This is a genomic window from Mesorhizobium sp. M0159 (assembly GCF_040322295.1).
GTDB lineage: Bacteria > Pseudomonadota > Alphaproteobacteria > Rhizobiales > Rhizobiaceae > Mesorhizobium.
This window is the reverse complement of the sequence record NZ_JAMYTF010000076.1, coordinates 1-18741: the sequence shown is the minus strand read 5'-3', so window position 1 is coordinate 18741 and position 18741 is coordinate 1. Positions and strand designations below refer to the sequence as shown.

The 18741-nt window shown below is 63.4% G+C and carries 20 protein-coding genes; 14 read left to right on the top strand and 6 right to left on the bottom strand.

Annotation, left to right across the window (positions count from 1 at the left end; genetic code table 11):
- Nucleotides 1-225: 225 nt before the first annotated feature.
- Nucleotides 226-1119 (bottom strand): LysR family transcriptional regulator, encoded by an 894-nt coding sequence (locus NKJ32_RS33110; RefSeq protein ID WP_352754996.1) that lies wholly within the window; start codon nucleotides 1117-1119, stop codon nucleotides 226-228.
- A gap of 151 nt (nucleotides 1120-1270) precedes the next feature.
- On the opposite strand from NKJ32_RS33110, the gene NKJ32_RS33105 reads away from it, so the two are divergent.
- The 8 genes from NKJ32_RS33105 (at nucleotide 1271) to NKJ32_RS33070 (ending at nucleotide 7231) form a co-directional block, all read left to right on the top strand.
- Nucleotides 1271-2461, top strand: coding sequence for an MFS transporter (locus NKJ32_RS33105; protein ID WP_352830133.1), 1191 nt, complete (start codon nucleotides 1271-1273; stop codon nucleotides 2459-2461).
- Complete coding sequence (locus tag NKJ32_RS33100; protein WP_502902724.1) at nucleotides 2458-2940, top strand: cyclophilin-like fold protein; 483 nt, start codon at nucleotides 2458-2460, stop codon at nucleotides 2938-2940. The genes NKJ32_RS33105 and NKJ32_RS33100 overlap by 4 nt, the downstream gene beginning before the upstream one ends.
- Nucleotides 2941-2952: 12 nt before the next feature.
- Entirely contained in the window at nucleotides 2953-3348 is a 396-nt protein-coding gene (locus NKJ32_RS33095) for a (R)-mandelonitrile lyase (RefSeq protein WP_023675437.1), read from the top strand.
- A 26-nt stretch (nucleotides 3349-3374) separates the two neighbouring features.
- The gene (locus tag NKJ32_RS33090; RefSeq protein WP_023675436.1) at nucleotides 3375-4391 is read left to right on the top strand and encodes a zinc-dependent alcohol dehydrogenase family protein; all 1017 of its coding nucleotides are present in this window, start codon (nucleotides 3375-3377) and stop codon (nucleotides 4389-4391) included.
- A 64-nt stretch (nucleotides 4392-4455) separates the two neighbouring features.
- On the top strand, nucleotides 4456-4878 hold the full coding sequence (locus tag NKJ32_RS33085; protein WP_352568104.1) for a lipocalin-like domain-containing protein: 423 nt from the start codon (nucleotides 4456-4458) through the stop codon (nucleotides 4876-4878).
- Between the two features lie 40 nt (nucleotides 4879-4918).
- Nucleotides 4919-6100 carry an arabinose transporter gene (locus NKJ32_RS33080; RefSeq protein ID WP_352568106.1) on the top strand — a complete coding sequence of 394 codons (1182 nt, stop codon included), beginning with the start codon at nucleotides 4919-4921 and terminating at the stop codon, nucleotides 6098-6100.
- Nucleotides 6101-6106: 6 nt separating this feature from the next.
- Nucleotides 6107-6466 carry a GNAT family N-acetyltransferase gene (locus tag NKJ32_RS33075; protein ID WP_352568312.1) on the top strand — a complete coding sequence of 120 codons (360 nt, stop codon included), beginning with the start codon at nucleotides 6107-6109 and terminating at the stop codon, nucleotides 6464-6466.
- 252 nt (nucleotides 6467-6718) lie between these two features.
- Nucleotides 6719-7231 carry a GNAT family N-acetyltransferase gene (locus NKJ32_RS33070; RefSeq protein WP_352830131.1) on the top strand — a complete coding sequence of 171 codons (513 nt, stop codon included), beginning with the start codon at nucleotides 6719-6721 and terminating at the stop codon, nucleotides 7229-7231.
- A 90-nt stretch (nucleotides 7232-7321) separates the two neighbouring features.
- Here the strand turns inward: NKJ32_RS33070 and NKJ32_RS33065 are convergent, their stop codons facing one another.
- Both NKJ32_RS33065 and NKJ32_RS33060 read right to left on the bottom strand, forming a co-directional pair.
- The gene (locus NKJ32_RS33065; protein WP_352568108.1) at nucleotides 7322-7720 is read right to left on the bottom strand and encodes a GFA family protein; all 399 of its coding nucleotides are present in this window, start codon (nucleotides 7718-7720) and stop codon (nucleotides 7322-7324) included.
- Between the two features lie 237 nt (nucleotides 7721-7957).
- Nucleotides 7958-8410, bottom strand: coding sequence for an Lrp/AsnC family transcriptional regulator (locus NKJ32_RS33060; RefSeq protein ID WP_023675430.1), 453 nt, complete (start codon nucleotides 8408-8410; stop codon nucleotides 7958-7960).
- A gap of 118 nt (nucleotides 8411-8528) precedes the next feature.
- Between NKJ32_RS33060 and NKJ32_RS33055 the strand changes: the two genes are divergently transcribed.
- Nucleotides 8529-9539, top strand: a complete 1011-nt coding sequence (locus NKJ32_RS33055) for a nucleoside recognition domain-containing protein (protein WP_352830137.1) — start codon at nucleotides 8529-8531, stop codon at nucleotides 9537-9539.
- Between the two features lie 57 nt (nucleotides 9540-9596).
- Here NKJ32_RS33055 and NKJ32_RS33050 read toward each other — a convergent pair whose 3' ends face one another.
- Nucleotides 9597-11330, bottom strand: a complete 1734-nt coding sequence (locus NKJ32_RS33050; RefSeq protein WP_502897574.1) for a chloride channel protein — start codon at nucleotides 11328-11330, stop codon at nucleotides 9597-9599.
- A 336-nt stretch (nucleotides 11331-11666) separates the two neighbouring features.
- Between NKJ32_RS33050 and NKJ32_RS33045 the strand changes: the two genes are divergently transcribed.
- On the top strand, nucleotides 11667-11951 hold the full coding sequence (locus NKJ32_RS33045; protein WP_352783499.1) for an SCP2 sterol-binding domain-containing protein: 285 nt from the start codon (nucleotides 11667-11669) through the stop codon (nucleotides 11949-11951).
- A 54-nt stretch (nucleotides 11952-12005) separates the two neighbouring features.
- On the opposite strand, the gene NKJ32_RS33040 is transcribed toward NKJ32_RS33045, so the two are convergent.
- On the bottom strand, nucleotides 12006-12548 hold the full coding sequence (locus tag NKJ32_RS33040; RefSeq protein ID WP_352576245.1) for a GNAT family N-acetyltransferase: 543 nt from the start codon (nucleotides 12546-12548) through the stop codon (nucleotides 12006-12008).
- 284 nt (nucleotides 12549-12832) lie between these two features.
- Nucleotides 12833-13966: an ornithine/lysine decarboxylase gene (odc2, locus tag NKJ32_RS33035; RefSeq protein WP_352576081.1), complete on the bottom strand. Its 1134-nt coding sequence runs from the start codon at nucleotides 13964-13966 to the stop codon at nucleotides 12833-12835.
- Between the two features lie 563 nt (nucleotides 13967-14529).
- On the opposite strand from odc2, the gene NKJ32_RS33030 reads away from it, so the two are divergent.
- From NKJ32_RS33030 to NKJ32_RS33015, 4 genes are all read left to right on the top strand, one after another.
- Nucleotides 14530-15729: an amidase gene (locus NKJ32_RS33030; protein ID WP_352568113.1), complete on the top strand. Its 1200-nt coding sequence runs from the start codon at nucleotides 14530-14532 to the stop codon at nucleotides 15727-15729.
- Nucleotide 15730: 1 nt separating this feature from the next.
- Nucleotides 15731-16630, top strand: a complete 900-nt coding sequence (locus tag NKJ32_RS33025; protein WP_352568114.1) for a LysR family transcriptional regulator — start codon at nucleotides 15731-15733, stop codon at nucleotides 16628-16630.
- 86 nt (nucleotides 16631-16716) lie between these two features.
- Nucleotides 16717-17385 (top strand): DUF1007 family protein, encoded by a 669-nt coding sequence (locus NKJ32_RS33020; RefSeq protein ID WP_352568115.1) that lies wholly within the window; start codon nucleotides 16717-16719, stop codon nucleotides 17383-17385.
- 5 nt (nucleotides 17386-17390) lie between these two features.
- Nucleotides 17391-18545, top strand: coding sequence for a nickel/cobalt transporter (locus NKJ32_RS33015; RefSeq protein WP_502901174.1), 1155 nt, complete (start codon nucleotides 17391-17393; stop codon nucleotides 18543-18545).
- Nucleotides 18546-18741 lie beyond the last annotated feature (196 nt).

Below are 18741 nucleotides of genomic sequence, written 5' to 3'. Positions count from 1 at the left end.
GCGGGTTCCTTCCCTGGAGGCTTCCGGACGCCGGCCTCGAGCCACGCCATCTCAGTAGACGGCCGGCATCCGAAACCCATCACAATCACAGACATAGAGGCGAGCGAGCTACACGTCTGCTTTGAGGCGAAAGCAGCCGCCCGCAGCGTAGAAGTCAAATGGCTTGGGTCAGAACCTACCATTTACCAATGTCAGCTTCATGATTCATAGGCACAGTCTTGGGAGTCAGATGCGATGGCGGAGCGCCTCAATGATCACCGCCATCGCGGGCGAGAGCTGTCGCCTGCTCGGGTAGTAGAGGTGATAGCCCGCAAATGGCGGACTCCAGTCGTCAAGCACGAGCCTAAGGCATCCCTTGGCGATGTGGTGGCTGACGAGGTTTTCCGGGACATAGGCGATTCCGAAACCGCTTATCGCAGCCTCGATCATGGGAATGGACGAATTGAAGGTGAGTTGGCCTTCCACCCGCACACGAAGGTCGCGGCCATCCCTAGCGAATTCCCAGGTATATAATCCGCCGAACGTCGCCTGCCGCATATTAATGCAGTCATGATCGACCAGATCCTGCGGTGCGGTCGGAACCGGATGGCGGGAAAAGTACTCCGGCGAAGCCACGGCCACGAGCCTCCAATCCGGCCCGATGCGCACTGCGATCATATCCCTGTCGATGCTCTCACCAAGCCGCACGCCTGCGTCGAAGCGCTCCTCCACAATGTTCTTCATGCCGTTGTCGCTGTAGAGTTCGACGCACACGTCAGGATAGTCGCTGAGCAAGGGCTGCAGCTTCGGCCAGACGGTCGTCTGGAGCGCATGGTCGGAAAGCGTGATACGGACCGTTCCGGAGGGTTTGTCGCGAAAGGCCACCAGGCTTGCGAGGTCGGCTTCGATTTCCTCGAAGCGGGGAACAAGAGATTGGAAAAGTCGCTCGCCGGCCTCGGTCGGAGCGACGCTCCGCGTCGTACGCGTCAGCAGGCGGACGCCAAGACGAGCTTCAAGCTCCTTGATTGTCGAGCTCAGAGTCGACTGCGAGGTTCCGAGCTTGGCCGCCGCCTTGGTGAAGCTGCGCTCCCGGGTGACCGCCACGAACCAGAGCAGATCCTTCATCCCATCGCGCTGCATAGGGCACCTCCCGTCTGACATTTATATCATAAGCAGATAAGTCCATGCGAATTACTCAGTCTAATAGAATGGGTTCCTCTGCAATATCTTCCAGCATGGTGACGGGGATGGGCGGCTGATCCACCCCCGTCGCCTTGCAAGGATGCCAATTATGGAAACGACCTACGACACAAGGCTTGTCGAAGACCGCGCCGCATGGGGCGCGGTGCTGTCGATGGCGCTGTGTGTTTTCGTGCTTATCGCGTCTGAATTCATGCCGGTCAGCCTGCTCTCGCCGCTAGCGGCCGATCTCGGCATCACCGAGGGCCGCACGGGACAGGCGATCTCGATTTCGGGCGCTTTCGCCGTCGTGACCAGCCTGCTGGTCACCGGCCTCACGCGCCGGATCGACCGCCGACTGGTCGTGACCGGCTTCACCCTTCTCCTGATCGTGTCCGGGCTCGCTGTCACCTTCGCGCCGAACTACGCGTTCCTCATGGTCGGCCGGGCGCTGCTCGGCATCGCGATCGGCGGGTTCTGGTCGATGTCGACCGCGATCGTCATGCGCCTCGTGCCGCAAGACATGGTTCCGAAGGGTCTCGCCATGCTAAACGCTGGCAATGCCATTGCGGCCACCATCGCCGCGCCGCTGGGCAGTTTTCTTGGCGCCTATGTCGGCTGGCGCGGCGCTTTCTTCCTCGTCGTACCGCTTGGGCTCCTGGCGCTGGTCTGGCAGTGGACAAGCCTGCCGGCGCTGCCCCCGCGCCGGAGGAAGCGTCCAGGCAATCCGCTGGCGCTCCTCGGCCGTCTTCCTGTCGCCACCGGCATGGCGTCGATCATGATGCTGTTCATGGGCCAGTTCGCGCTCTTCACCTATCTGCGGCCCTTCCTCGAGAGCGTCACTAGGGTCGACATCGCCGCGCTTTCGGCGATCCTGCTGGCGATGGGGCTGGCCGGGGTGCTCGGCACCCTCTGCATAGGCCGGCTTTTGCGCACGCGCCTGTTCAGCATCCTCATCGTCATCCCGCTGGTCATGGCCGCGCTGGCAGCTGCGCTCATCGCCCTCGGTGCCTTGCCGGTTCCCACAGCGCTGCTGCTCGTTGCCTGGGGCTTCTTCGGCACGGCCGCGCCCGTTGGCTGGGGCACGTGGCTCAGCCGGACGTTGCCGGACGACGCAGAGGCCGGCGGCGGGCTGCAGGTGGCAGTCATCCAGCTCGCCATTACAGGCGGCGCCGCGATCGGCGGCACGCTCTTCGATACGGTCGGCTGGTGGGGTGCATTCATTTTCGGCGCGGTGCTGCTCTGTGGATCGGCGCTCGCCGCCTTTGCAGCATCGCATTTGGCCCGGAGGTCGCAGCCATGACGGCAGCCATGACGATCGACCGTCCGGACCTCAGCCGCCGCGCGTTGCTCGGCGGCGCGCTCGCGGCAACGGTCCTGCCGCGGGCCGCCCGCAGCCAGCAGGGCAGCGACCCAGGCAGCCAGGAGCCCACCGACATGAAGATCAAGATGATTTTCAATGGCCGGACCATGACCGCCACGCTCTACGACAATCCGTCGGCGCGCGACTTCTTCACCATGCTGCCGCTCGATCTCACCATCGACGACTACACGCATAACGAGAAGATTGCCTATCTGCCGCGCAAGCTGACGGAGGAGGGCAGCGGCCCGTTCGGCAACGAGCGGCCATACGACCTTTGCTATTTCATGCCCTGGGGCAATCTGGCCATGTTCTACGCCGACTACCGCCATCCCGGGCTGATCAGGCTCGGCCGCTTCGACGCGGGCGAAGAGGCCCTACACGTAAGCGGCAAGTTCCCGCTTCGCATCGAACGCATCTGACAGGAGATCACCATGGATATTCTTCGCGCAGGCACCAGGCCGTCTGGCAACGGGCCTTCCGACTGGTTCACCGGCACGGTCCGCATCGATCCGCTGTTCAACCCGTTCGACGCCGCGCGCGTGCAGGGCGCGCAGGTGACGTTCGAGCCGGGCGCCCGCACCGCCTGGCACACGCATCCGCTTGGACAGACGTTGATCGTCGTCTCCGGCCTCGGCCTCGTTCAGAGCGAGGGCGGGCCGGTCGAGGAGATCCGTCTCGGTGACGTTGTCTGGTTCGCACCCGGCGAGAAGCATGGGCACGGTGCCTCACCCGAGACGGCCATGATCCACATTGCCCTCCAGGAGGTCAAAGACGGCAAGGTGGTGGACTGGCTGGAACACGTCAGCGACGCCGACTACGGCGCCTGACATCGATTGAACGAAAGGAAAGCAAAATGCTCGCAACCGTTCTTCATAAGCCCGGCGACATCCGCTGCGAGGAAGTCGAAGACCCAAGGATCCTTCGCCCGACGGATGCTATCATCAAGCTCTCGGCGAGCTGCATCTGCGGCTCGGACCTGTGGCCCTATCGCGGGCTGCAGCCGGTCAACGGCCCGATGCATATGGGCCACGAATATTGTGGCATCGTCGTCGAGGTCGGCGCAGAGGTGCGCACGGTCCGTCCCGGCCAGTTCGTCGTCGGCTCGTTCTGCCTCTCCGACAATACCTGCCCGCATTGCCGCTTCGGCTTCCAGTCGTCCTGTGTGCAGCGCGAGTTCATGTCGGGCGCGCAGGCGCCTTACGCCCGCGTGCCGTTGGCGGATGGCACACTGGTCGCCACCGCCGAGGTGCCGCCGGCCGAACTCATCCCTGACCTGCTGGCTGTGTCCGATGTGCTCGGCACCGGCTGGTATGCGGCCGACGCAGCCGAGGTCCGAGAAGGATCGACGGTGGTGGTGGTCGGCGACGGTGCGGTCGGCCTGATGGGCGTGCTTGCGGCCAAGGAGATGGGCGCCGAGCGCATCATCGCCATGAGCCGGCACGCCAGCCGCCAAAAACTCGCCCGCGAATTCGGCGCGACCGACATCGTCGCTGAGCGCGGCGAGGAAGGTGTGGCCCGGATCAAAGGGCTCACTAAGGACGTCGGCGCGGACTCGGTGCTGGAATGCGTTGGCACGGCGGAATCCTTCGACCAGGCGCTGGCCTGCTCTCGCCCCGGCGGCACCATCGGCTATGTCGGCGTGCCGCATGGCGTGAGCTTCGATGGCCAGAATCTCTTCTTCGGCCAGAAGCGCATGCTGGGCGGCCCCGCGCCGGTGCGCCGCTTCCTGCCCGACCTCATGGACCGTGTGCTCAAGGGCAGGATCAAGCCCGGCAAGGTCTTCGACCTCAAGCTGCCGTTGGCCGAGGTCGCTGAAGGCTACCGCGCCATGGACGAGCGGCGCGCCATCAAGGTCATGCTTTCGGTGTAAGCGAAGATTGGGCGGACGGCCTGTCCGCACCCACAAACCAGAAAAAGAACAACGACATATGACGATGAGATTGAAGATCGCTGCGCTTGCGCTTTCGGTCGCCACGCCGGCTTTCTCCCAAGAGTCCCCGATCATCGGCGCATGGCGCATGAGGTCGCTCGAGGCCGGTGCCGAGGGAAACCTCAAGCCCGTGCCATATTCCGGCCAGGTCATCTTCACCGAGGCCGGCACCCTCTCGGTGCAGGCCCAGAACCCCGACGCTAAGGCGCCGGACACGCCTTACACGGCGAATGGCTACGAAGCCTATTACGGGCCGGTCGCCATCAACGACCAGGACAAGACCTTCGTCATCACGATCGAGTCCTCCCTGGTCCGCAACCTTGTCGGGAAGAGCATGAAACGCAAATTCGAAGTCTCGGACAACAAACTGGTCCTGACGCCGGACAATCCGGCCGAAGGCTGGCGCGTGACCTACGAACGTTACTGATCGGAACAGCCCGGCTGTCAAAGTGTTATCGGTGGCCACAATGGCGCGGACGTCCGACCGAAATGGCGCGATGGCGGAACTGGTGCCAATCATGGCGGCTGTCTTCGCCGGCTTCCTCCTGATCGGCTTGGCGCTACCCGTCCTGCCGCTGCATCTTCACCAGCAACTCGGCTTCGGCCCCTTCGCAGTCGGGCTGGTGACGGGCAGCCAGTTCGTCGCCTCGATGCTGTCGCGCATTGGAGCCGGAAATTATGCCGATGGGCGCGGCGGCAAGCGGGCCGTCGTCGTCGGCCTCATTGCCGCTGCCCTGGCGGGGTTCATTTACCTCGGCTCGCTGGCATTGCTCGACCGGCCGGCAGCGTCCGCATCGGCGCTCTTCGCCGGCCGGGCGGTACTGGGCGCGTCTGAGAGCTTCATCATCACAGGCGGCGTCGCCTGGGGCCTCTCCCTTGCGGGCGGACAGAACTCCGGAAAGGTCATAGCTTGGGTGGGCACGGCGATGTTCGCAGCACTCGCGCTAGGCGCGCCGATCGGATCTGCGCTTTACACGGCGAGCGGCTTCGCCGCGATCGCACTCGCGACGGTCGGCCTGCCACTTGCGACGCTGCTTGCCATCCTGCCTATGCGTGGCACCAGCCTCGCCGCGAGCGCCGCGCGACAGTCATGGACGAGCGTGGCGCAAGCGGTCTGGCTTCCCGGCGTCGGAGCTGCTTTCAGCAGCCTTGGCTATGGCGCAATCCTGTCCTTTGGCGCGCTGCTCTTTGCCGAACGCGGCTGGCAGCCGGTCTGGCTTCCCTTCACCACTTATGCCGCGTCGCTGATCGCGGCAAGGCTGTGCTTCGGCCACCTGCCTGACAGGTTAGGGGGCGCGCGCGTCGCCGTGATCTTCGTGGCGGTCGAGGCGGCAGGGCTGATGCTGATCTGGCTTGCGCCCGGGCCTGTTCTCGCCGCCATCGGAGCGGGCCTGACTGGCCTCGGCTACTCGCTGGTCTATCCCGGTTTCGGTGCCGAGGCCGTAAGCCATCTTCCACCACGCAGCCGCGGCCTGGCCATGGGACTCTACACCGTCTTCCTCGACATGGCGCTCGGCTTCGGCAGTCCGGCGCTCGGCTTGGTCGCTGGGTCGGCCGGGCTGCAATTCGTCTTCTTCGCCGTCGCGACGGCGACGCTTCCGGCGTTGGGCATCGCTCTGCTGCTGGGTCGCCGTAACGCTCCACTATAGAGCCGGATAGTCTGGGCTCGAGATGTCGCGCAACTACGATCGCTCCCGCTTCGCGAGAAGCTGAGGCATCAGCCGAACCTGCTTTTGGTGGCGATAGAGGCCGATCAGGTCGTCGGATCGATCATGGCCGGGTATGACGGCCATCGAGGGTGGATATCGCGCATCGCTACCTTGCAGTCCCATCGCCAAAAAGGGATCGGCGAGGCCCTCATCCATGAGGCCGAAAGGCGGCTCGCCGGCCTTGGTTGCATAAAGATCAACCTCCAAATTGTCGCTTCCAATTCGACGGTTCTTGGGTTCTACCGACAGTGCGGATACGAGGTCGAGGAGCGCATAAGCATGAGCAAACTGTTGCCGAAAGTTTGAGGTGCTCCGCCGATTAACTCGTCGTCGCGGCTCGACGGCTCAGGTCCATTGGAATCTTGCTGCCGGTCATTATTGTGGCAGGCGAACCTCTCCGGGTGAATCGCGCTGCGGGATACGGCCGACGGCCGAAGCCGGGCGAAGTCCAGCCAGCCGGAGGGAGCCCTACATACGGTCGAATTACTGGAGCAGTGAGGACATGCATGCAGATCGCATCCAAGCCACGCGTCCGCCTGGCAAGCCGTCAGGAACTGGATGGAATTGGGTTGCTCGTCTCGGAGGCTTTCGCATCGTTACGGCCCGTTCTGGCACCGCACATCTTCGAGCCCTACGTCAAGGATGCGCGGGATGTCGCGGGGCGATGGGCGAAAGCTAGCGTCGCGGTGCTCGAAGCCGAGGGACGCCCTCGTCGGGACGGTCACCTACTACGCCGATGCCGCCTTTGACGGCATGGGCTGGCCGCCCGGGCTGGCAGGCCTCAGGACTCTCGCGGTTGTTCCCTCGGCACAGGGCCGCGGATATGGCCGCGCGCTTTGCGAATGGTGCGTCATGCAAGCGCGTCTGCAGGGCTCAGGCGGCCTTGCGCTTCACACTGCCTCGTCCATGACGTCTGCATACAAGCTGTATGAAAGCCTTGGCTTCGAGAGACGCCCCGCCCACGACCTTTTCGCCTCCGACATTATTGGCTTTGATCCAGCACTCGGCGATCAGCAGATCATCGCCTACCTGCTGCCGCTCAAGCAGGTCGAGAGCAGCCGCGATCGATAATGTTCGACCGCCGTTTGAACGGACGGAGGCATCATCTCGCTTCCGGATGCTGTCCGCAGCTTCCACCGTTTGTCTCGATGCGAGCAGATCCTAGCCTTTCGTATAGTCAGGCCCAAAACGAGTCGGCAGGTTGTCGGCGAGTTTCAACCAAGGGAGCTTCTCCTCAAAAGCGACATGCAGCGTAGGTGCAAAATTTTCTGGCTCTTCCATTGCTGCCGAAAAAAAATGCATGACATCAGACATGTTTTTTGAGCGGAAGGACAGCGGCGTGCCACAGTGATTGCAAAATGTTCTTTCCACACCGGGAGAAGAGTTGAATACCTTCGGTAGCTTGCCCAGCCATCGCCATTGGCCGTCCAAGACTCCAATATAGGAGGTCATCGGCGCAGAACATTGCCGCCGACAACTTTCACAATGACAGACCACGCAGGCCTGTGCCGGGCCATCGACTTCAAAGGCAATAGCGCCACATAAGCAATGACCACGCATGCAAATTCTCCTTGAGCCAACAAGGACAGCTTCATGCCTGGGCGTGAGGGAGGCGCCATGAAATGCGTCGAGCTGGCGCCCAATTCCGACATTCGGCGCTGGCGATTGTCCTCGCGTGCGCGAGGCGTTGCCTCCAAGCTGCCTTCACTACCCCCTTTCGGCATATAGAAATGTTCGTAGAGTTTCTCCGCCGGGCCGCTGAATTCACGGCCTGGCAGGTCTATCGCAACCCGAACACTACAGTGGAATTGCGGTCACTTCCTTGGCCGTTCGGATCACGAACATCGTGTGGTATCGCGCGACGTTGCTTCGGTCTCGGAACAGTCGCTCGCACAGCGCATCGAACTCTTCCATATCCGTCAGGCGGAGCATGAGGACGGCGTCGGTTTCGCCGCTTACACTGTAGGCCTGAGTGACGGCCGGTTCCTGAGCGGCCAACTCGAGAAAGTCCCTCATATACTGCTCACCATGACGCTCCAGTTCGACGGCGACGATCGCCTTCAAGCCCCGGCCAGCCTTTGCCGGTGCGAGAAGCGCGACAACGCGGCTGATGACACCGCTTTTCTTCAGTCGTCGTATGCGGCGCAGGCAGCTCGAAGGGGAAAGCCCGACTAACCCCGCCAGTTTGGCGTTAGTTCGTGAGGCATCATCCTGGAGCAGGTTGAGAAGCCTTCTGTCGATCTTGTCCATGTCGGTCACGCTCATCGTCGGTGCGTTGCAATTTTATTGCACGGAATCGCAAACTTTGACCACAAATGCGAAGCGTCTCACGCTACTCAGATGGCTCCAGGGATGATGGAGCAGCATGATGGCAATTTGCGCCGCCTTCTATCGCAAGACATTGGAGACGCTTGAAATCTATTGGGAACTGGTTCGCGTGATCGTTCCGGTTGCGATTGCCACGCGGCTGCTGCAGGACCTTGGCGTCATCCAGGCGATTTCTCCGTTCTTCTCCCCGCTCATGTTGCAGGTGGGGTTGCCACCTGAACTCGCCTTTGCCTGGCTGACGGGATTGCTGGTCGGGATCTGGGGCGCGCTTGTGATCGTACTCACCTTGGTTCCGGTTTCGGCGCTCAGCACTGCCGACATGACGGTTCTTTCGGCTCTCTTGCTGTTTGCACATGCCATTCCGATCGAGCAACGGATCATTCAGAGGGCCGGGCCGAGCTTCCTGGTCACCGCGGCGCTTCGTATTGGCGGGGGTTTGGTCTTTGCTGTCCTTCTGCATCAGATATTCGCCGTGACCGGATGGCTGTCAGGACCGGTGAAGCCGGCGTGGATGCCGACGAATGAAAGCACCGACTGGGGCGGCTTTCTCCTGGGTACGCTCAAAACCCTGGGCATCATGCTCGTTGTTCTGCTTGCGCTGAGCTGGGTGATCGAGCTTCTCAAGATGTCGGGCATTTTGGAGTGGATGAACAGAGGGCTTGCACCGCTCTTTCGGCTCGCCGGCATCGAAAAGCAGACGGTACCTTTCGCCGCTGTTGGCCTGTTTCTCGGGATTTCCTATGGCGCAGGACTGCTGATCCGCGAGGCGCGCACGCCTAGCGCCGAGCCGCGTCAGATATTCCTTGCCTGCGTGTTCATGGGTTTTGCCCACAGCCTCATTGAGGATACGTTGGTCGTTGTCACACTTGGCGCTGATGTTACGAGCGTGCTTCTCGGTCGCCTAGCGTTTGCCGTGCTCGCGACCGCCGTGATCGCAAAAGTAATCAAGGCGGTTCCCGACGCTCTTTTCTTCAAGACACTCTTCCACAAGGAAGAAGACAGTCCGCGCAATCGGATTTCGGAGCCCGCGATTAGCGGGCCGTTGACGTGAGCCCTCCTTACGCAGCAGCCGACATGTGTGTCGCATCGCTATCGGGACAGGACGCGGCTACCCCTCTCCCGACAGATCGCGCCGCGCCTTGTCGAGTTCCTCGGCATAGCGCCGCATCAGGTGGCCTTCGGTCAGCAGACCGACCACCTTGCGATCGGTGAAATCTTCGACCACCGCCAATTCCTCGGCGCCGGCGCGCTGGAAGGTCTCGGCCGCCGATTGCACGTTCATGCTCGGCACCAGCACCGCATCCCTGAATTTGGCGAAGGACAGCACCGGCATCTCGTCATCCGACAAATGGCTGTGCAATTCGGCGACGATCAGCACGCCGACATAATGCAGGTCGGCGTCAACCGCGATGACGCGCTGCGAGGCACCGAGCGGCACCTGCTTGCGGAATTCCGCAAGCGTCGTCGAGGCGTCGATGGTGCGGACATCCTTTCGCATCATCGAGCCGACAGTCAGGCTCCGCATCCAGCCGACATCATGCGCGCTGCGGATGGTTTCGCCGCGCAGGTGAAAGCGCCATGTCGAGAAGGAATAGCCGAACGTTTCGCGCACCAGGATCGCCGCCATGAGCGAGGCGGCCAGCACCACGCCGGTCAGCGTCAGGTCGCGGGTCGATTCCAGCGCCAGGAAGGTCATCGTCAACGGGCCGCCGACGACGCCGACGGCGAGCGAGGTCATGCCGACGACGGCGGCGACGGCAGGGTCGATGCCGGTCGCCGGCGAGACGAATGCCATCGCGCCGGCAAACATCTTGCCGAGCAGCGCGCCGAGAAACAACGAGGCAAAGAACAAGCCGCCGCGGAAGCCGGAGCCGAGCGAGATCGCCGAGGCCGCCAGCTTCAGCACGAAGACGCTGGCCACCACGGCCAGCCCGTAATTCATCGCGAATTCGCGGTGCAGCGCGCCATGGCCGCTGGACAGGACCTGCGGCGTGACCAGCCCCAGCAGCCCGACCATCACGCCGCCGAAGGCGGGGCGCAGCGAGGCGTCGATCGACAGCCGCGCAAAGAGGCGCTCGATCAGGCTCACCAGATGCATGATGGCGATGGAAGCACCGCCGCCCAGAAGCCCGAGCAGCATGAACGGCAAATACTGGCTGACGGTGAGCTGCGGCAGACCGGCGAGCTCCAGCGGAAACGGCACGCCGCCGAACACCTCTGCGGTCAGCGAGGCCGAGATCGCGGCGGCCATCACCGGCGCAACATTGGCGACCGAGTAGATGCCGATGACTAGCTCGAAACCGTAGAAGGCGCCGGTCAGCGGCGCGTCGAAGGCGGCGGCGATCGCGCCGGCGGCACCGCAGCCGACCAGGATGCGGACATCGTTGCGGCGCAGCCTGAACAAGCGCGCCAGCCGCGACGCCAGGCCCGAACCCACCTGCGTATAGCCGGCCTCGAGCCCGACCGAAGCGCCGAAGCCGCTCGAGATCATCGTCTGCCCGGCGATGATGAAGGTGTCGGTCAGCGACATGCGGCCGCCATAAAGCGCGTTGGCTTCGATCGGATCGACCGGCGTGCGGAACTTCCGCTTTCTCAGCCAGATCACCGTCAGCCCGAGCAGGATGCCGCCGATCGCCGGGATCAGCGCCTGCTCCGGCCTTTGCAGCGAAAACATCGCCGAAAGCCGACCGCCGGGCTGAACGCCGAACATAAGCCCGTGCAGGACCTGCACCAGTCCGCTCATGCCGGTGACCAGCGCACCCGCCATCACCCCGACCAGGGCAGCCAGAATGACGACGGCAATACCGCGCGCCTCGAGCAGCGGGATCGATCTGATCAGCACCGCGCGCAACCGGCGGGCATAGACTTGCGGTTCGTTTCTGGGCGGTTCGTTTCTGGAAAGCACCGGGGCGGCTCGCCGATATTCGTGGGTGCCTGATACCCTCGGCAACATCGCGTGGCAACATGCAGGCCGCCGAGGTGTCATGCCCGCGTGATGCTGCGGCGATAAACCCCATCTTCATCTCGGGGAGCCGCGTTGACGTAAACGTCAACCCGAAGCTATATGCGCCGGCGACCGTGATCGCGAAATGCGCAAGACGGCGACTTCGGCCAGATCGAAGTGTCCCGGATCGAAGTGCCAATGAGCGACAAACGCAACGAGACGAGGAGAACCGCCATGGGCGTTCAGGAAATTGCCGACAAGATCAGCGCGCGCGTGGCGAGTGCCGGGTTCGACCGTTCCGTGAAGTTCGATACCGGCGGCGACGGTGTCATCGTCATCGACGGCGCCGATGTCTCGACCATCGACGGGCCGGCCGACTGCACCATAAAGCTTTCGCTCGACGATCTGGACTCGCTGATATCAGGCGACCTCAACCCGACCATGGCGTTCATGTCCGGCAAGATAAAGGTCGAAGGCGACGTGAGCGTCGCCATGGCGCTCAGCCAACTGATCGGCTGATCGCTTGAGGTGAAACAAGCCGCCGCACGATGGCGGGCGGCTTGCTTCGAACCATCAGGCAGCGAGCGGCAGCCGCTGCGCCTTCAGCTTGCGCCCGGCCGCCTTCAGCGTGCCTTGCGCGCCGTCGAGCGCGCCGACAACCAGTTCCCGCGCCAGCAGGCGGTGCCGCTCGTAAGGCCCCGGCATGGCCAGCGAGCCGGTCTTTGCGGCCGAAAACCCGAAGCGCTCGTAATAGGGCGCGTCGCCGACCAGCAGGATCGCCGCATGGCCAAGCCGCTCGGCCTCAGTGACCGCATGGCGCATCAGCGCCGAGCCGATGCCGGCATTTTTCAGCGCCGGGTCGACCGCAAGCGGGCCGAGCAGCAGCGCTGCCGTGCCGCCCTCGCCCAGGACCACGTCCCACAGCCGCACCGTGCCGGCAACAGTGCCCGACGCATCGCGCGCGACAAAGGCCAGGCCCTCCGCAGGCCGGCGGCCGCGCCGCAGCTTTTCCGACGACTTCTTCCGGCGCTTCGGCCCCATCGCGCGATCGAGCAAAGCCTCGCGCGCCGGGACGTCGGCGGCGGTTTCTGCAGTGATGACAAAGGCGCCAGCAATCTCCCCCCTCGAGGGGGAGACGGCCGCGAAGCGGCCAGAGGGGGTCGGTTCGGCTGCTGCGACCTCTCTTGGACCGTGGGAGGCCGGCGCTTCACGCGCGGCGACCCCCTCTGTCGCCTTTGGCGACATCTCCCCCTCAAGGGGGGAGATTCCTGCGGCGCCTTCAACAACGAAATCTACAATGTCCATTTCCGCGATCCTTCACGAGCGGATTGTTCCACAGGCGAGCCCGGGCGTGCGACAGGCGCCCATCTCCGGATGATCTGATCGGTTCTTTCGAACCGTCAGATCACGTAGGATCGGAGAGGCTCGAAGCCGTTGAAGGCGACCGAGGCGTAGGTCGTCGTGTAGGCGCCGGTGCCCTCGATCAGCACCTCGTCGCCGATGGTCAGCGACAGGGGCAGCGGGTACGGCGTCTTTTCATACATCACGTCGGCCGAATCGCAGGTCGGGCCGGCGAGCACGCAAGGCGCGGTCTCGCTGCCGTCATGCGCGGTGACGATCGGATAGCGGATCGCCTCGTCCATCGTCTCGGCAAGACCGCCGAACTTGCCGATGTCGAGGAACACCCAGCGCACATTGTCGTTGTCGGCTTTCTTCGAGATCAGCACGACTTCCGACTTGATGACGCCGGCATTGCCGACCATGCCGCGGCCCGGCTCGATGATCGTCTCGGGGATCGCGTTGCCGAAATGCTTCCTGAGCGCCGAGAAGATCGCCTGGCCGTAGGCCTGCGCCACCGGCACATCCCTGAGATAGCGGGTCGGGAAGCCGCCGCCCATATTGACCATCTTCAGCACGATGCCTTCGTCGGCCAGCGTCGCGAACACCTTCTTGGCGTCGGCCAGCGCGCGGTCCCAGGCGGTCAGGTCGGTCTGCTGCGAGCCGACATGGAACGACACGCCATAAGCGTCGAGCCCGAGCGCCTTGGCATGGCGCAGCACGTCGACCGCCATCGCCGGCACACAGCCGAACTTGCGCGACAGCGGCCATTCGGCGCCCTCGCCGTCTGTCAGGACGCGGCAGAACACGCGGGCGCCGGGAGCGACGCGGGCGATCTTCTCGACTTCCTCGACGCAGTCCACCGCAAACAGCTTGATGCCGAGCTGGTAGGCGCGCTGGATGTCACGCTCCTTCTTGATGGTGTTGCCGAAGGAGATGCGGTCCGCCGGCGCACCGGCGTCCATCGCCATCTCGACTTCGGCAACGGAAGCGGTGTCGAAGGACGAGCCCATCGCAGCAAGCAGGCGCAGGATTTCCGGCGCCGGATTTGCTTTCACCGCATAGTAGATCTTGGAATCGGGAAGCGCCTTCTCGAAGGCGCGGAAATTGTCGCGCACGACATCGAGGTCGACGACGAGGCACGGGCCGTTCGGACGTCGGGTGGCGAGAAAGTCAAGGATGCGCTGGGTAGCCATCGGGGTCTCTCCATCAGCGCCTTTCGGCGCGCACAAAGGCTTGCGGACGCGGGCTCTCGGCCTCGCGAACACGCGGTGGACAAAGGCGGGACGGAAATCCATGGAACCAGCCGGTGGAGACCCCGGAACCATGAAGCGCCGTCTCGCGGCGGTGAACCTTGGCCTTGCCCGGCCTCGGTTCGCTTTGTCTGCCTTGGCTTGGATGGGAGACCCGTCCGCACTGCCGGCAATGAAGGTGTGCCTCTTCAGTAACCCCGGTCTTTGGACGACCGGCAGAACACCAGAAAGGCCCGCACCGTCGTTGCTTCAAGGTGTCCTCGGTTGGCGGTTGGCCGCTAAACCGACTGGAGGGGTTGGCTCCAGTTACCTTACCGATTACCCTCACCATTCGAGGATCGGCGGACACCCACAGGCACGTGCGACTTTGGGCAAGCGCGATATAAGATCGAAAGATTTCACAATCAATAAAAATCGTATGGCAGATTGTAAAATTTGTGGCATCGAACAATGCTGCGGCAACCAGAAGAAAAATGCTGCGGCAAGCACATCCGGATATCGAACGCATGACAGGCACTCGCGGCCCGCTGAACGCTTTTCTCGACCTTGATCAAACCCCTGTAGCCAATGCGAAATCCGGCCCGCTTGCCGGCTTGCGGCTTGCCGTAAAGGACATCTTCGACGTCGCCGGCTACCGCACCGGCTGCGGCAATCCACAGAAATACCGGGACGCTTCACCGGCCATGGCGACCGCGCCGGCCGTCCAGGCGCTGCTTGATTCGGGCGCCCGCTTCGTCGGCAAGACGCAGACCGACGAACTCGCGTTTTCCCTGCTCGGGCTGAACGCGCATTTCCCGTCGCCCGTCAACCCGGCAGCACCCGACCGCGTCACCGGCGGCTCGTCCTCCGGTTCTGCCGCGGCAGTCGCCGGCGGGCTGGCCGACATTGCCACCGGATCGGACACCGGCGGCTCGATCCGAGCGCCGGCAAGCTTCTGCGGCCTGATCGGCCTCAGGACGACGCATGGCCGCATCCCGCTCGACGGCGCCATGCCGCTGGCGCCTTCGCTGGACACGTTCGGCTGGTTCGCAAGCGACATCGTCATCTACGAAAAGGTCGGCACGGTGCTGCTCGGCGACGATCCGCATTCCCACGAACTGAGACGCCCCGTCACTCTCGCTGCGCTGGACGGCCTCGTGCTCGGCCCGCACGAGGCCGACGAATATCGCGCCATGCTCCGCAGTGTCGCTTCGGTGCTGGGCGCACCGCGCAGCGTCGGGCCGCTGTCTCATTCGACCGACGATCTCTATTGGTGCTTCCGCAAGCTGCAAGGCTATGAAGCCTGGCAAAGTCACGGCGCCTGGATCGCCGGCGGCGACCGCATGCTGGGACCCGGTGTCAAGGAGCGTTTCGAGCACGGCGCGACCGTCGACGCGGCAACCGCGCAACGTGAAACGGAACGTCGCGTTTCGTTTCGCCTCGAACTGGCCGGCCTGCTTGGCGACGACGGCGTTCTTGTGCTTCCGACCGCTCCTGGTGCCGCGCCGCTCAAGGCCGCGTCATTCGACGATTTGCAGACCTATCGCGAGCGGGCGCTGAGACTGCTCTGCCTTTCCGGCCTGTCCGGTTTTCCGCAAATCACGCTGCCGCTCGGCAAGGTCGACGGGGCGCCGTTCGGTCTTTCGCTGCTCGGCCCGAAGAACCGCGACCGGCAGCTGATTGCGCTGGCCGCCCGCATCCTTTCGGCCCACCAAGGAGGCGCATGACATGGATACGCTGACCCGCATGCGCGCCTTCATCGACGTGGTCGAGGCCGAAGGATTTTCGGCGGCGGCGCGCAAGATCGGCCGCTCGAAGGCGCTATTGTCGAAATATGTGCGCGAATTGGAGGACGAGCTCGGCGCGCTGCTGCTCAACCGCACCACCAGGCAGTTTTCCCTGACCGAGGCCGGCCACACCTATTATCGGCGCGCCTCGGAGATCGTGCGCGAGGTCGACAGCCTTGCCGATGCGGTGCGCGAATCCTCCGGCGACGTGCGCGGCAGGATCAAGCTGTCGGCGCCGCGTACTTTCGCCGACGCGCCGATCGGCCAGTCGCTGATCGATTTCGCCAAGCAGCATCCCGACATCGTGCTCGACATCCATCTCGACGACCGTTTCGTCGATCTGGTCGAGGAGGGCTTCGATCTGGCGGTGCGCATTTCGCGGCTGGAAAATTCCTCGCTGATCGCCAGGCGCCTGGCGCCATTTTCGGTACGGCTTTGCGCGTCTCCCGAACTGATCGCCAGGCACGGCATGCCGGTCAGGGCGCAAGACCTTGCCCGCGTGCCCTGCATCATCGACACCAATGGCCGCTGGCTGACCAATTGGCCGTTCAAGGGCGACGGTGCCGATACTGTGAGCGTTTCGGTCTCTGGCCCGATCGAGGTCAACAGCCCGATGGCGGCGAGGGCGGCCGCCGTGGCTGGATTGGGATTTTCCATCCTGCCGGATTTTATCGCCGCGCCCGACATCGAAAGCGGCAAGCTGGTGACTGCGCTGGATGACCGCATACTGCCCGGCGGCGGCATCTTCGCCGTCTATCCGCACCGGCGCTATCTGCCTGCAAAAGTTCGTGTCTTTGTCGATTTCCTGGTGCAGTGGTTCAAGGCGCTGGACAACGCATGAGCTTTCAGCCGCCTTGCGGTCCCATTTTCGCCCCCTTTCTGGTAACTGTCGGCAATTCACCGAAGCCGATTGAATCGCGACCGAGAATGCACCTGAAACAGCAAGCCATCATGCTGGCCTCGGCCTTGACCGCGACGTTTGCCGCCGTCGGGCCGGCTGAGGTGCATCCCCACGTCTTCGCCGAAGCCCGCCTCGAAGTGGTCCTCGGCCCGGATCACCAAACCGTGAAGTCATTGCGCCATCTCTGGCGCTTCGACGATCTGTTTTCGAGCACGGTGATGATGGAGTTCGACAAGAATTCCGACCTGAAACTCGATGACAAGGAGTTGAAGGATGTTGCCGACACCGTCCATGCCTCGCTTGCCGAGTTCAACTACTTCCAGCTCGTCACCGTCGACGGCAAGGACGTGGCGATGAACCCACCGCCGCATTTGATGGCCAATTTCGACAATGACCAGCTCATCATCCTGTTCGAATCCGAACCGAAGACGCCGATCAAGCTCAGCGGTAAGATAGATATCGGCGTCTACGACCCGACCTTCTACACCGCGATCGATTTCACCGAGGATGCCAATCTGCAGGTCGATGGGTTGCCGCCGACCTGCACCAGCAAGGTTGTCCGCCCGAACCCGGACGAGGCGATCGCCCAGAACCAGAAGACCCTGACCGAGGCCTTCTTCAACGATCCGACAGGCACCGACATGAGCAAGATCTTTGCCACCAAGCTTGAACTGACCTGTCAGCCGGAAGGATAGATCCAGTGACCAAACCGTCCCTGCGTTTGGCATTCGGTCTTCTGGCCGTCGCCTTTGTGATGACGCACTTTCTCGGCTCCGCCCACGCCCAGAGTTCACTCGGCATCGGCACCAATGACGGCATGGCTCCAACCGCCACCGGCCCGTTCGCCCACATCCTGATGTGGATCAATCTGCGCCAGCAGGAATTCTATCATGCGCTTGCCGGCGCGATGAAGGCGATGCGCCAGGACGGTAGCAAGTTGTGGCTGCTCATCGGCCTGTCCTTTGCCTATGGCATTTTCCACGCCGCCGGCCCCGGTCACGGCAAGGCGGTGATCTCTTCCTACATGGTGGCCAATGAAGTGGCGCTCCGGCGCGGCATCATGCTGTCCTTCGTCTCGGCCCTGCTGCAGGCGCTGACCGCGATCGTGGTGATGCTGGTCGCCTATTTCTTGCTGCGCGGCACTGCTGTCTCGATGACAGACGCCGCATGGTTCCTCGAAATCATGAGCTATGTCTTCGTCACTCTGTTCGGCGCCTGGCTGCTGTGGCGCAAGGCCGGCCCGGCCATCCTTCGCCTGTTCGGCGCAAATCCGGGCTACAGCCTCTCGGCTGCCCATGCCGGCCATTCACATTCCGGCCATTCACATGCCGCCCATTCACATGCCCATGCGGCACATTCCCACGCGCTTGATGCGCATGACCACCACGATCATGCGCATGACCATCACGATCACGGCGCCCACGACCACGCCCATGCTGCGCACGATCACCACAGCCATGCGGCGGGCGAGGTCTGCGAGACCTGCGGACACTCGCATGCGCCCGACCCGGCGCTGCTTTCCGGTGATCGCTTCGATTGGCGCACGGCCTGGTCGGCGGTGGCTGCCGTCGGTATCCGCCCCTGTTCAGGCGCGCTGATCGTGCTGAGCTTCGCCTTGCTGAACGGGCTGTGGTTCGGCGGCATCCTTTCGGTGCTGGCCATGGCACTCGGCACCGCAATCACCGTCTCGGCCCTGGCGACGCTTGCGGTGACCGCGAAGAACTGGGCGGTGTATTTCGCCGGCGACGGCCGCATGGGCAACCGCATCCATTCCTTCGTCGAGATCGGCGGCGCCGCCTTCGTCTTCCTGTTCGGCCTGCTGCTGCTCTCGGCCAGCCTGACGACCGGCGGGTGACGTCCAGGCGCGACTCTCCCTTCTCCCCTTGTGGGAGAAGGTGTCGCCGAAGGCGACGGATGAGGGGTGTTCCAGCTTGGCGCCAACAGCGCTCTGTCCAGCACCCCTCAACCGTCTTGGCGCTGCGCGCCAATCCACCTTCTCCCACAAGGAGACCTTTGCACAGAAGCCGATTGGTGATTCTGTGATGATGGTC